Origin of the sequence: Streptomyces kunmingensis, assembly GCF_039533535.1 — a bacterium.
Classification (GTDB): domain Bacteria; phylum Actinomycetota; class Actinomycetes; order Streptomycetales; family Streptomycetaceae; genus Streptomyces; species Streptomyces kunmingensis.
Map to the genome: position 1 here is coordinate 1 of NZ_BAAATS010000028.1, position 13,140 is coordinate 13,140.

10 protein-coding genes and 1 pseudogene are annotated in these 13,140 nt (G+C 70.9%); 4 read left to right on the forward strand and 7 right to left on the reverse strand.

Annotation, left to right across the window (positions count from 1 at the left end):
* Positions 1-219 precede the first annotated feature (219 nt).
* From ABD366_RS30845 to ABD366_RS30855, 3 genes are read left to right on the forward strand one after another with little or no spacing between them, the layout of a single operon-like run.
* A complete protein-coding gene (locus ABD366_RS30845) occupies positions 220-1,557 on the forward strand; it encodes a ferredoxin reductase family protein (RefSeq protein ID WP_324773278.1) in 1,338 nt (445 codons plus the stop codon).
* Between the two features lie 31 nt (positions 1,558-1,588).
* Positions 1,589-2,005 (forward strand): FMN-binding protein, encoded by a 417-nt coding sequence (locus ABD366_RS30850; RefSeq protein ID WP_324773286.1) that lies wholly within the window; start codon positions 1,589-1,591, stop codon positions 2,003-2,005.
* A gap of 1 nt (position 2,006) precedes the next feature.
* Complete coding sequence (locus ABD366_RS30855; protein WP_324773276.1) at positions 2,007-2,846, forward strand: FAD:protein FMN transferase; 840 nt, start codon at positions 2,007-2,009, stop codon at positions 2,844-2,846.
* Here the strand turns inward: ABD366_RS30855 and ABD366_RS30860 are convergent.
* Genes ABD366_RS30860 through ABD366_RS30870 form a run of 3 tightly spaced genes read right to left on the reverse strand, consistent with a single transcriptional unit; the run spans position 2,795 to position 6,512 of the window.
* Positions 2,795-3,682, reverse strand: coding sequence for a geranyl diphosphate 2-C-methyltransferase (locus tag ABD366_RS30860; protein WP_324773274.1), 888 nt, complete (start codon positions 3,680-3,682; stop codon positions 2,795-2,797). The two genes, ABD366_RS30855 and ABD366_RS30860, sit on opposite strands and share 52 nt — an antisense overlap.
* 16 nt (positions 3,683-3,698) lie before the next feature.
* Positions 3,699-5,039: a family 2 encapsulin nanocompartment cargo protein terpene cyclase gene (locus ABD366_RS30865; protein ID WP_324773271.1), complete on the reverse strand. Its 1,341-nt coding sequence runs from the start codon at positions 5,037-5,039 to the stop codon at positions 3,699-3,701.
* A 60-nt stretch (positions 5,040-5,099) separates the two neighbouring features.
* Positions 5,100-6,512 (reverse strand): family 2B encapsulin nanocompartment shell protein, encoded by a 1,413-nt coding sequence (locus ABD366_RS30870; protein ID WP_324773269.1) that lies wholly within the window; start codon positions 6,510-6,512, stop codon positions 5,100-5,102.
* A 385-nt stretch (positions 6,513-6,897) separates the two neighbouring features.
* Between ABD366_RS30870 and ABD366_RS30875 the strand changes: the two genes are divergently transcribed.
* Positions 6,898-7,821, forward strand: a complete 924-nt coding sequence (locus ABD366_RS30875; protein WP_324773266.1) for an endo-beta-N-acetylglucosaminidase H — start codon at positions 6,898-6,900, stop codon at positions 7,819-7,821.
* A gap of 91 nt (positions 7,822-7,912) precedes the next feature.
* Here the strand turns inward: ABD366_RS30875 and ABD366_RS30880 are convergent.
* The 4 genes and pseudogenes from ABD366_RS30880 to ABD366_RS30895 all read right to left on the reverse strand — a co-directional run bounded on the left by ABD366_RS30880 (position 7,913) and on the right by ABD366_RS30895 (position 13,030).
* Positions 7,913-9,814, reverse strand: a pseudogene (locus tag ABD366_RS30880) (amylo-alpha-1,6-glucosidase).
* Positions 9,811-11,172 (reverse strand): MGH1-like glycoside hydrolase domain-containing protein, encoded by a 1,362-nt coding sequence (locus tag ABD366_RS30885; protein WP_324773264.1) that lies wholly within the window; start codon positions 11,170-11,172, stop codon positions 9,811-9,813. Before ABD366_RS30885 ends, ABD366_RS30880 begins: the two are co-directional and overlap by 4 nt.
* The gene (locus ABD366_RS30890) at positions 11,169-11,969 is read right to left on the reverse strand and encodes a sugar phosphate isomerase/epimerase family protein (RefSeq protein WP_324773262.1); all 801 of its coding nucleotides are present in this window, start codon (positions 11,967-11,969) and stop codon (positions 11,169-11,171) included. Before ABD366_RS30890 ends, ABD366_RS30885 begins: the two co-directional genes overlap by 4 nt.
* Before the next feature lie 14 nt (positions 11,970-11,983).
* On the reverse strand, positions 11,984-13,030 hold the full coding sequence (locus ABD366_RS30895) for a zinc-dependent alcohol dehydrogenase (RefSeq protein WP_324773260.1): 1,047 nt from the start codon (positions 13,028-13,030) through the stop codon (positions 11,984-11,986).
* Between the last annotated feature and the right edge of the window lie 110 nt (positions 13,031-13,140).

Below are 13,140 nucleotides of genomic sequence, written 5' to 3' on the forward strand. Positions count from 1 at the left end.
TCCACACATCCAACATGCTCTTGATCAGCACAAACGGGAAGACCTAACGGAGTCCTAATAGTGCGTCACGTGGCAGGCCGGACCGTATGCCCCGGCTCACACAGCAGGCTCATTGATAAGGACTTGTCAGCAGTCCGACAGGTTCCCGACAGCTTCCGCCAGCCAAGCTCGGAACCCACCACTCGGAGTCCCCACCCCCGATCGAGGAGCTGCCGTCCTGTGACGACCGTCCAATCAGCCGCTGCGCCCCCCACGGCGATACGCCCCAGGGTGGTGGCCCGCACGGGCCTTTACGCGGTGCTCGCCGCCAACGTCGCCGTGGTCGCCTACTTCTTCGCCCAGGCGGGCTTCGCCTCCAACGCCCTGATCGTCATCGGCCGCCTCACCGGCCTGTCCAGCGCGCTGATCATGGCCTTCCAACTGGTCCTGGTGGCCCGGCTGCCCTGGCTCGACCGCCGCATCGGCATGGACCGGCTGACCAGCTGGCACCGCTGGACCGGCTTCAGCCTGCTGTGGACGCTGCTCGCGCACGTCGTCTTCATCAGCTTCGGCTACGCCGACGGCGCGGGCGTCGGTCCGGTCACCGAGCTCGTCGACCTCGCCGGGACGACGCAGGGTGTGCTGCGCGCGATCGTCGCGCTCGGCCTCATCCTCGTCATCGGCGCGGTCTCCGGCCGCTACGCCCGCCGCCGTCTCGCCTACGAGACCTGGCACTTCATCCACCTGTACGCCTACGTCGCCGTGGTGCTCGCCTTCACGCACCAGGTCGCGGTCGGTACGACCTTCACCTCGTCGTCCGCCGCGACGGCGTACTGGTACGGGGTGTGGGCCGTGGCCCTGGGCTCGGTCCTCCTCGGGCGCGTCGTCCTGCCGCTGTGGCGCAACACGCGGCACCAATTCAGGGTCTCGGCGGTCGTCCCGGAGTCCGACAACGTCGTCTCCGTCCACATCACCGGCCGTGACCTCGACAAACTGCCCGCCCAGGCCGGTCAGTTCTTCCTGTGGCGGTTCCTCACCAGGGACCGCTGGTGGCAGGCGAACCCCTTCTCCCTCTCCGCCGCCCCCGACGGCCGGAGCCTGCGCCTGACCGCCAAGGCGGCCGGGGAGGGCAGCGCGGCCCTGCGTCACTTGAAGGTCGGCACACGTGTGTTCGCGGAGGGCCCCTACGGCGCCTTCACCACCCTGCACCGCACGCGGGCCGAGTCACTGCTCATCGCGGGCGGCGTCGGCGTCACCCCGATCCGTGCGCTCCTGGAGGACCTCGACGGCCGCACGGTCGTCATCTACCGGGTCGCCTCCGAGCGCGACGCCGTCCTCTACGACGAACTCCGCGACCTCGCCCACGCCAAGGGCGCCGAGCTGCACCTGGTCACCGGCCCGCCCGTCCCCGACAAGCTGGCGCCGCACGAGCTGACCCGGCTGGTGCCGGACCTGGCGGACCGGGACGTCTTCCTGTGCGGGCCGCCGCCGATGATGAACGCCGTGCTGCGCACGCTGGGCGACCTCGACGTGCCCAAGCAGCAGATCCACTTCGAGCGCTTCAGCCTGGCGGGCTGAGCAGGACGAGGAAGACATCGTGAAGCGAGCCATCCCGCGAGCCGTACCCGTCGTCGCCCTCAGCATCGTGGGCCTGATCTCCGTCTGGCGCTACGAGCCGTCCAGCGGGGCCGTCGGCGATACGACGGCCACCGCCGAGCCGGCCCCGGCGCCCTCCGTATCCACGGGCGCCTCGGGCGGCTCCACCAGCACGGTCGTCAAGGGGCCGACCATCACGACGGAGAAGGGCCCGGTGCAGGTCCAGGTGGTCCTCGAGGGCGACGAGATCACCGCGGTGAAGCTGCTCCAGCAGCCGAACCATCCGCAGACGAAGGCGGCCGTGCCGAAGCTGGTCGCGCAGACACTGGAGACGCAGAACGCGGACGTCGACACGGTCACCGGCGCGACGATCACCAGCGACGCCTACAAGGAGTCCCTCCAGGCAGCCCTCGACGCGAAGGGAGCGTGACGTGCACCGCGTCGAGCACGTCATGGGGTTCCCGGTCTCCCTGCGTATCGACGACGACCTACCGCACCAGGCCGTGGAGCGGACCGGGGACGACGTATTCGCCTGGCTGCGGGAGGTCGACGAACGGTTCAGCCCCTTCAAGTCCCGCAGCGAGGTGTCGCGTCACGGCCGAGGCGAGCTGGCGCCGCACGAGCTGAGCACCGACCTCGTTGAGGTGCTCGACCTGTGTGAGCACTACCGGCTCGCCACGGGCGGCGCGTTCGACGTACGGCTGCCGGGGCGCGGGCTCGACCCCTGCGCGGTGGTCAAGGGCTGGTCGGTGCAGCGGGCCGCGCAGATGCTGCGGGCGGCCGGTGTCCGGCGGTTCTGCCTCAACGCCGGCGGGGACGTCGTCGCCTCCGGCGGACCCTGGCGGGTAGGAGTGCGGCATCCCGAACACGCCGACAAGCTGTGCGCCGCACTGGAGTTGACCGACGGCGCGGTCGCCACCTCCGCCCGTTACGAGCGCGGCGACCACATCATCGACGGGCGCACGGGGCGCCCGGCGACGGGACTCCTCAGCATGACGGTCGTGGCCGCGACCCTGACCGAGGCGGACTCGGTCGCCACCGCGGCGTTCGCGATGGGCCCCGAGGGCATCGAATGGGCCGCGTCCCTGGCAGGGTGCGAGGTGTTCGCGGTGGACGCCGGGGGCCGCGTGCTGCGGACGGACGGCTTCCCGCTCCTCGCGGAGTCCGCCGCCGTCCGGCCTCCCACCGAGGCGGAAGGCCGGACGGCGGCCGGGGGCGGTCAGACGCGGTCGGCCGCGATCAGCACGTACTGGAAGGAACCGTCCCTGTAGGAGTTGATGAACGCGTCCTCGATCCCCGTGACCAGCGACGAGGTGGCCCGCAGCTCCCAGTAGGGCAGCGTCTCGGGGGTGAGGTCGATGACGGTCTGCGGCACGAGACGGTTGTCGGCCATGGCGCGCAGGTACTCGCGGCGCGAGTGGATGTTGCACTCGAAGTGCGCGTTGATCTGGGAGACCCACTTCGAGGGCTGGCCGTACCGCGGGTTCCAGCAGCCGGTGATGGTCACATAGCGGCCGCCGACCGCGAGAACGCGGGAGTGCTCGGCGAAGAGGTCGTGCAGGTCGACGTACATGCTCGACTCGTTGTTCCACGAGGCGGCGGCCTGACCGGTCTCGAAAGGCGTGTCGAGCATGTTGCAGACGCGGGCGCGGACGTGGTCCTGGATGCCGAGTTCGGCGGCACGCTGGTTGGCGAAGTCGGCCTGCTTGGCCGACAGCGTGACTCCCTCGACCGTGCAGCCGAAGCGCTGGTGCGCCATCACCATCGAGCCGCCGCGGCCGCAGCCGGCGTCCATGAGGGTGTCGCCCCGGCCGATGTCGCCGAGGTTGCGCAGCAGGAGCTCGGCCTGCGCCGACTCCAGCCGGTGCAGCTCGGCGATCAGCTTCTGCTCGCTCTCGGCGCCGTCACCGTCGCCGAGAGCGGAGTGGTCCACCGCACCGATGCCGTAGTGGTGGTGGTACAGACCGTCGACATCGCCGAGCCGCAGGTTCACGGGCCTGGCCTCGCCGTCCCAGTACCGGGCGATGTCGCCCTGGTAGGGCGTGGCCGGGTTGGGGACGAACAAGGGGAGCTCGCTCGCGGGGGCGGTGAGTTCGGTGCTGGTCACTGATGAATCCAATCTCTTACCAGAAGTCGGGAAGGCTGTAGCGATAGGTGTTGTTCTGGTGCCAGTGGTGATTACCGTCGACCCACGCGGCGACGCCGCGCAGGAAGCGTTGGACGTTCGGCAGGGGACAGTTGCCGGCCAGGGCCGCGGCTTCGCTCTCGAAGGCGTGCATGAGGTCGTTGTGGACCTCGACCGACTTCAGATAGGCGTCCCGGTCGGAGAGGCCCTCGCGTTCCGCGATCACGACCGGCAGGTTCAAGTGCCTGCCGGGAGCGTCGAGTTCCTTCATGTACGAGTACAGGTCGTTGACGATGGTCGTCGCGTTGCCCGCCAGCGCGATGACCCTCTGCATGGCCGGGAGGGCGTGCAGATCCGCCGGCAGTTCGTAGCCGCCGACGGTGTCGGTGATGGTGGGGCAGGGGCGGAAGTTGTTGAACTGGCGCATCGCCAGGTACTCCCACACCTCGGGGACCTTGTCCTCCTGGGCCCAGGACGCCTCCGCGAGGTAGCCCATGTGCAGCCGGGCCATGTCGTGCCGGAACCGGTCGGCCTGGGACGGGCTGCTCGCCTCGGTGAAGTACTCCATGGCGGAGCGGTACGCCCGTCGCGGCGCGTCCGCGTGCAGCGACTTCGCCCAGTCCGGCTGGTACTCCTGCGTCGTGTGGAGGGGGTCGAGGGCGGTGTGCGCCAGCAGCAGACGCTCGCCGAGCCCGATGGGCGAGCCGCCGTGGTCCTCGCAGTAGCAGTCGTCCACCGCGTTCTCGGCCACCATCAGCCGGGTGGCGATCATCAGGTGGTCGACGGTGGGAGCGTCGGGATGGCAGCCGACCATGTAGCTGCCCACCAGGAAGCCGTCGAACTCCTCCTCCCAGTCGTCGGGGTAGAGGGAGACCTCGTCCAGCGCCCAGGACTTGATCCTGCGGCTGACCTCCTCGATCCGGACGGGATCGGGGTCGGGCACGGGGTGGTGGTACAGGCCGGGAATCGGCCTGCCCTTCCCGGAGGCGGCCGACTCCACGGTGGCCGAGGCCGCGGTGACCGGCGCCGCGGTGACCGGTGTCACAGGGGCCGACGCCACGGGTGCCGGCGGCTCCGCGTGCGGCGGTGGTTCCTGTCGCGGGCTCAGGCGCAGCCCCGACGTGCCGATGCCGCTGGGCCCGCTCAGAAGCCGCTCCAGGCCGGCGGCGGGCGGGGAAGGCTCGGGCGGATGCACGGGCGCGGGCGCGCAGAGCGGGCCACCGGTGGCGGCGCCGATGTCGCAGGCGCGGGCCGCGGCCTGGGTCAGTACGTGCTCCCCGAAGCGTGTGAGCGCTTCCGGCAGGCTCGACTGAGGAGGTGTCAGCTCAGGCGGGGGCATTCATGACTCCTTGCGGGCTCCTTGGTGGGGTGGGCGGCTGTCCCGAGGGGGCCGGACCCGCTACCTGGGCCAGTGGCTGATCTGCACGTTCTCCAGTACGCCGACCGCGTCCGGGACGAGGATGGCGGCGGAGTAGTAGGTGCTGACGAGGTAGGAGGTGATCGCCTTCTCGTCGAGGCCCATGAACCGGACGGAGAGCCCCGGTTCGTACTCGTCCGGCAGGCCGGTCTGCCGCAGGCCGATGACGCCCTGGTTCTCCTCGCCGGTACGCATCGCGAGGATCGAGCTGGTCCGTTCCTTCGTGATGGGGATCTTGTTGCAGGGCAGGATCGGGACCCCGCGCCAGGCCGGGACCTGCTGACCGCCTACGTCGACGTGGTCCGGATACAGCCCGCGCGCGTTGAACTCGCGCCCGATCGCCGCGATGGTCCGGGGGTGCGCGAGGTAGAACTTCGTCCCGCGCCGACGGCTGAGCAGGTTGTCCAGGTCGTCCGGCGTCGGCGGGCCGGAGTGCGTCTGGATGCGCTGCTTGAAGTCGGCGTTGTGGAGCAGACCGAACTCGCGGTCGTTGATGAGCTCGTGCTCCTGGCGCTCGCGCAACGCCTCGATGGTGAGCCTGAGCTGCTCCTTGGTCTGGTTCATCGGCTCGTTGTAGAGGTCGGCGACCCTGGTGTGGACCCGCAGGATCGTCTGCGCGACCGAGAGCTCGTACTGGCGCGGGTTCGACTCGTAGTCGACGAACGCGCCGGGCAGTTCGTGCTCGCCCTGGTGTCCGGCGGACATCGCGATCTCCGCCTCGCCGCGATGGTTCTGCCGCTGACGCGAGCGGGATTTGAACTTCTCGACGTGGTCCCGCAGGGCCGGCGCCGTGTCCAGGACGGCCGCGAAGTCGGCGCGCGACAGGGTGAGCAGGGTGCCCGGGGTCTCGGCGACCGCGGTCTGCTCCCAGTGGATACCGTCCTCCAGCAGGGCGTCGTCCCCGAACCGGTCGCCGTCGGCCAGGACGTCAAGAGTGATGTCGCCGCCGTACTCACCGACGGAGAGCTGGTTGACGCGTCCGTGGGCGATCAGATGAAGCTGTTCCGCCGGCGTTCCGCGCTCGACCAGCGTCTCGCCGGCCCGGAAGTCGCGTTGCACGCACCGGTCGGCGATGGCGGTCAGCACGTCCACGTCGTCGAAGCCGCGCAGCAGCGCCAGTTCACCGAGTTCACGGGGGACCACCCGGACGTCGGAGCCGTCCTGGATGAACTCCACGGTTCCGTCGCCGACGGTATAGGTCAGGCGGCGGTTCACCCGGTAGGTACCGCCCGTGGTCTCCACCCAGGGGAGCATCCGCAGCAGCCAGCGGGAGGTGATCTCCTGCATCTGCGGTGCGGACTTGGTCGTGGTGGAGAGGTTGCGGGCAGCCGCCGTCCCCAGGCTGGACTGCTGGGGCGGCTCCGGTCGAGCCTCCGGGGGCGTGTCAACGGTCATCGGGAGAGCTCTCCTTGGTCGGGCGGCAGCGCATGGGCCTGAGGGAGGGACGGGAGGAAATGCGGGTATACGGACGGGAATTCGTCCAGATGTCGTGAGAACAGTAGGGGTCGGCGTACCTGTCGGACCAAGCGAAGTCGGTGACATTAACTCGATCCGCTGATCACGGCCGTCGGATGTTTGCCGGGGCCACGGCGAAATTCGGCCCCGTTCTCGCCGGCCATGGCCGGGAGTCGGGCCCTCTCCCCGCTTGACGTGCGGGGGAGTCGTGAAGGGTTGGTGCACGGTTCTGGGGATCCGGTCGTGGGAGCGCGAAGGTCGGGAGTTCACCCGGTGCTCACGAACAGGTCGGGCGCCGGCCCATGCGACGGGAGACCCATCGACGATGTTCACTCTCATACCGCGCAGAGCGCGGACGGCCGCGCTCGCGTTCTCGGCCGCCGCGGCCCTCGCCCTCGGCACGACCGCCATGACCGGCGCTGCGGCCGCCCCCACCGCCGCCGAGGCGAAAGCGGGTCCGACCCCGGTGGCGTACGTCGAGGTGAACAACAACAGCATGCGCAACGTCGGCAAGTACACCCTCGCCAACGGCGGCGGCAATGTCTTCGACGTCGCCGTGATCTTCGCGGCGAACATCAACTACGACACGGGCACGAAGGCGGCCTATCTGCACTTCAACGAGAACGTGCAGCGCGTCCTCGACAACGCTGCCACCGAGATTCGCCCGTTGCAGCAGAAGGGCATCAAGGTCGTGCTCTCGGTGCTCGGCAACCACCAGGGCGCGGGCTTCGCCAACTTCCCCTCGCAGCAGGCGGCCGCCGGTTTCGCGAAGCAACTGTCGGACACCGTCGGCAAGTACGGCCTCGACGGCATCGACTTCGACGACGAGTACGCCGAGTACGGCAACAACGGCACCGGCCAGCCCAACAGCAGCTCGTTCGTGCACCTGGTGACGGCGCTGCGCGCGAACATGCCGGGCAAGATCATCAGCCTCTACAACATCGGCCCGGCCGCGTCACGCCTCTCGTACGGCGGCGTCGACGTCTCCTCCAAGTTCGACTATGCCTGGAACCCGTACTACGGCAGCTGGCAGGTCCCCGGCATCGGGCTGCCCAAGTCGAAGCTGTCGCCGGCGGCCGTCGAGATCGGCCGGACCTCGCAGAGCACGGCCGCCGACTTCGCCCGCCGCACCGTCAGTGAGGGGTACGGCGTCTATCTGACGTACAACCTGGACGGCGCCGACCGCAGCGGCGATGTCTCCGCGTTCACCAGGGAGCTGTACGGCAGCGACGCCGTGTACACGCCGTAGGGCGATCCGCCCCGGGTCGATCCGGCAGCTCACGCGGGGTGGTGTCCGGGTCGGGTGCGGACACCACCCCGCGGCTGTCAGAGGCAGGCTCTCAACCGCCCACCGTGTCCAGGGCGGTGCGCAGCGCCCACGGTGTGGCGGCCGCCCACGCCTGCGGGGAGCGGGAGTGCGGGTAGGGCACGGGCCCGGCCGAGTCCGTACGGGCATAGCCGCCCAGGACTTCGGGGAGCCGGTGGCCGTGCCGGGCCGCCGCGTCGAGGAGACCGGCGGCCACGCGGCGCAGTTCGCCGGCGAGGCCATGACGGGCCAGGCCGAGCGCGATGACCGCGTTGTCGTGCGGCCAGGCGCTGCCGCGGTGGTAGGACAACGGGTGGTAGGGCCGCTGGTCCGCGGCGAGCGTGCGGATCGCCCACCCGGAGAAGAAGTCCGGCTCCAGGAGGCGGCGGCCCACACGCCGGGCCCGGTCCTCGTCCAGGATGCCGGACCACAGCAGATGCCCCGCGTCGGAGGCGAGCGCGTCCACCTGGCGGCCGTCGCCGTCGAGGGCGAGGGCCGGGAAGTCGTCCCCGTCCATCCAGAAGTCCCGGGCGAACCGGGCCCGCAGCTCGTCGGCCAGCCGGTCCAACTCGCGGGCGTAGCCCGGGTCCTGCCACACCTAGTCGGCCAGGCGTGCCGTGCGGCGCAGCGCGTCGTAGGCGTAGCCCTGGGCCTCGGACACGGCGATGGGGCCGTGCGCCTGAGTGCCGTCCTTGTGGCAGACGGCGCCCGCGGAGTCCTTCCAGTTCTGGTTGACCAGGCCGCCCGGATCCGGCGTGTACACCAGGTATCCGTGTTCGGTGAGGCCGCCGTCGCCGCGCATCCAGTCGACCGCGGACCGTGCGTGCCGCTCAAGGCGGGCGGCCAGGGCCGGGTCCATGGTCGTCTCGTAGTGGGCGTGCAGCAGCACCAGGAACAGCGGCGTGGCGTCGATGGTCCGGTAGTAGCGGCCGTACGGGATCTGCCGGAAGTGGGCGAGTTCGCTGCCCCGGATCTCGTGCACGATGCGACCGGGCTGTTCGCCGCGGAAGGCGTCGTACCGCCGTCCCTGGGTGGCGGCGAGCGCGCTGAGCGTGCCGGAGGCGAGAGCGGGCCGGTAGGGAAGCATGAAGTACGAGGTGAGCAGCGAGTCCCGGCCGAACAGGGTCAGGAACCACGGCACACCGGCCGCCGGCACGGCGACGGCTTCGCCGTCCACTCCGGCGGCGGGGATCGTCAGCAGGCCGAGGTCGGTGAGGCCCTGGGCACAGGCCCGCCCCAAGTCGTCGTCGGCAGCGTTGAGTTCGGGCTCCTCTGTGCGGGGTGCGGCGGACTGCGGGCCGCCGTGCGGGTGCGCGGTGACGCGCAGCCGTACCTCGGCCCTGCCGTGCGGTGGGAGAGTCAGTCGCCACACCAGCCGGTGCGGGCCGTCGTCCGCGGCTCGTACGTCGTCGGGCGCGGGCTCGGCGACCACTGTGGTGCGGGAGTGCCAGTCGTCGCGGCGGTAGTCGAACTCCACGCCCGCGTCCGTGCGGCGGGTACGGCGTACCGCGCCGGGCTTGTCGTAGTGGCGGTCGTCCGTGCGCAGCTCGAAGGTGTCGGCGAAGTCGGCGTCCGCGGTGACGACGGCCTCGGCGACGAGCGGGTCGGGGCTGTTGCTGACCAGGCTCAGCACGTCGGTGAACTCGCCCGCTGTGACCGCCTGGTGGCGGAACACGGTGTACGCGGGTGGCGCGTCACGAGTGCCCTGAGGGGTCAGGACGCACTCGCCGGTACCGTCCCCGGCCGGTGTGAGCGGGGAGAGGACGGCGGGCGCGGTGCCGTCGACGGTGAGCTGCCAGCGGCTCAGGTGGCGGCCGTCCCGGACGAACAGGCCGTCGGGAGAGGTGCCGCGCGTGCCGGCGATGCCGCCGTCGGGATCGAGGTGCACGAAGGTGGCGTCGCGTACGAGTTGGACGCGCGGGGTGGTGCCGCTCATCGGTGTGCCTCCTCCTCGGGGGCTTCTTCGCGGGCGAGCAGGTCGAGGGCGAGCGCCGCCGTCCAGGAGAAGGCGCGGGCGCCGCGTCCCTCACCCGTGGTCGGATCGACGTACTCGGCGAATCCGGTCGTCCCGGCCGTCTCCAGGATCGCCGCGCGGATCCGGTCGGCATGGGTGTGCCGGCCGTGGGTACGCAGGCCGCGCTCGATCAGCCAGGCGGTGTTGAACCAGGCCGGGCCGCGCCAGTACCGCGTACGGTCGAAGGCCGGTCCCGTCAGGTCGTAACTGGGCACCAGCGTCGTGGAGTCGGCGTGGAAGCCGGGGCCGTCGAGGGTCGCGACCAGGGCGTCCACGACTGCCTCGGGCAGGCCGGGCACCAGCAGCGGCACGAGTCCGGCGACGCTGCGTTCCCGTACGAGGGCGCCGTCGACCAGGTCGCGGGCCAGGAACAGACCCGCTTCTTCGTCCCACAGCCGTGCCACGAGGGCTTTGGTGAGCCGGTCCGCCCTGGCCTCGTGCCGCGTCGCGTCCTCGCCGAGGTGGGCGGCGATCCCGGCGAGTGCCCGCTCGCCGGCGATCAGCAGGGCGTTGACACCGGGGTCCTCCAGGGCGAAGCGGTGGCTCGCGGTCCGGTCGTCATAGCCCGCGTCGCGGTAGTCGAGCGCGAGCTGGACGTAGCGGCCGTAGTCGAGGTCGGTGGGCCGGTCCGCGGGGTGTCCGTGGTCGAGGTCCGCGCGCCGGAAGCCGGTGGGGTCGGCGGGGGTGATCCGGGCCAGCGAGGCGTCCCAGCAGGGGCTGTTGTCCATGCCGGGCTCCCACGGGTGCACGACCGCCGTGAGGCCGCCGCCCAGGTCGCGGGCGGTCAGCAGATAGTCGTGCCAGGCGACGAGCCGCGGGTACAGCCGGTCGAGGAAGCCGCGGCGGCGTGACTCCCGTGGGTCGGCCCGGTGCGTGAGCCAGGCGGCGAGTGCGTGCACGGGCGGCTGGACGATGCCGGACGTCTCGCGTGCCCGGGGCGCCCCGGCGCCGCTGCCGGCCGTCGACGTCCGCCAGAAGTCGGGGCTCGGGAAGTAGGCGTCGTTGGGCACCGAGGGGTTGAAGACGATGTGCGGGACGCGCCCGTCGCCCCACTGGGCGGCGAACAGCGACTCCAGCTCGCGCTGTGCGCGGCGCGGAGACAGATGTCGCAGGCCGATCGCGATGAACGCGGAGTCCCAGCTCCACTGGTGCGGGTACAGCGTGCGCGAGGGCACGGTGCTGGTGCCCGTCCAGTTGCCGAAGAGGACGCGCGCCGCACCGCGCCGAAGGGTCAGGTCTTCGGCGACGGTGCGGGCGGGCCGGTCGAGGAGCGCCGTCACGCGCCGGACCCCCTGAGGAACGCGGGCACGGAGCGGACCGCCTCGACCGGGTCACCGGTCAGCCGGCACTCGGCGGCGAGGTATCCGTCGTAGCCGATGGTGTGCAGGGCGCCGAGCCAGGCGGGCCAGTCGAGGTGGCCGGCGCCGGGCTGGAACCGGTTGGAGTCCGACACCTGGGCGTGCCCGATGTAGGCGGCGTGGGCCACGATGGCGGCGGCCGGATCGCTCTCCTCGATGTTCATGTGGTAACTGTCGATGCCGATCTTCACGGAGTCGAGACCGACCTCCCGCAGCAGATCGGCCGCCTGGTCCAGGCGGTTGACCATGTGGTCCTCGTACCGGTTGAGCGGTTCGAGGTAGAGCGTGACACCTTCGGCGGCGGCGTGCTCGCCCAGCTCGGTGAGCCCGGCGAGGAGGATCTCGCGGTCCTGCTCCGGCGAGCGCGGCGGCTCGAACGGGGGCAGGCGGCGGGAGAACATGCCGTACGAGGCCGGGGTCTGGGCGCCGAGTCCGCCGAGTTCGCCGATAACGGTGAGCTGCGACTTCATCTGCTCGATGGCGTCGCGGCGCAGGTCGTCGTCGAAGGCGCCGAAGAAGTGCAGCATCTCGACGCAGACGGTCGGCATGACGACGCCGTCCTTTGCGGCCTGCTGCAACTCGGGGAGCCGGGAGGCGAAGTGGAGGTCGCCCTTGGCCCGCAGCTCGATGGCCGCGTAGCCGGCGGCCTGCGCGAAGTCCCACTTCTCCTGGAGGGTCTCGCCCGGCAGCAGCTGTTCTTGGGCAGCGGTCTTCAGCATGTTCGCGGTACCTCTCAGAATTCCAGGACGACCTGGAGGGCGTCGGCGGGGCGTTCGTCGAGCAGGACGTAGGCGTCGGCGGCGTCCGCCACCGGGACGACATGGCTGACCAGGCCGGCCACATCGACCTGGCCCTCGGCGACCAGGCGCAGGAACGTCTGCTGAAGCCGCTCCACCGTCCAACGGCCGGACAGCGGCGCGGGCACGCCACCGATCTGGGAGCAGACGATCTCCACGCGGTTGTGGTGGAACTCGTCGCCGAGCCGCAGGCCGATGCCGTCGCCCTGGTAGAAGCCGGAGGCGACGACGCGGCCGCCGACGGCCACCGAGCGGACGGCCTCGTGCAGCGCCGGGTAGGCGCCGGAGATCTCGATGGCGAGGTCCGCGCCGCGGCCCGCGGTGGCCTCGCGGATCCGGTCGGCCACCTCGCCGGAGCGGGCGTTCAGCGTGGTGTGCGCGCCGTACTTGCGGGCGGTCTCCAGGCGTACGTCCATCGCGTCGACCGCGGTGACGCGGGCGCCGCTGAGCTGGGCGAGGCGCGTGGCGATCAGGCCGATGACGCCCTGCCCGAAGACGGCGACGTCCTCGCCGAGGTTGATGTGCGCGGACAGGATCGCGTTGTAGGCGATGGCGCCGACCCGGGCGAACGCGCCGGCCAGCGGTTCGAGTCCGGCGGGCAGCGTGTGCCCGATCATGCGCTCGGCGGGGACGATGCCCTCGCTGCGGTGGCCCCAGATGCCCCAGACCAGGTCGCCGACGACGGGCATCCCCGGTGTGCCGGCCAACTCGGGGGAGAACTCGGTGACTTCGCCGACCTCGGAGTATCCCCAGCCGACCACGGGGTAGCTGATGCCGGCCTCGCCGTCGCGGAACAGCCGGGACCCGGCGTCCCAGGTGCGCGTCAGGTAGGGGTTCGTGCCGCGGTAGGCGGTGAGTTCGGTGCCCGCGGAGATGCCCGAGAAGCGGGTGCGGACCCGCAGGTGGCCGGCCGTCAGCTCGGCGCTCTCGTGCGGGGCCACCTCCACCTGGCGGGGACCTGTGAATTGAACGACGCGTTCCACGGACGACTCCGAAAAGGATGGTTCGGGTATTGGTTCCGTCGACAATATCCGCAACTTATGTCTTGTCAACATGCAAAAGTAGTGCTGAGATGCGTCTCGGATAGACGTAA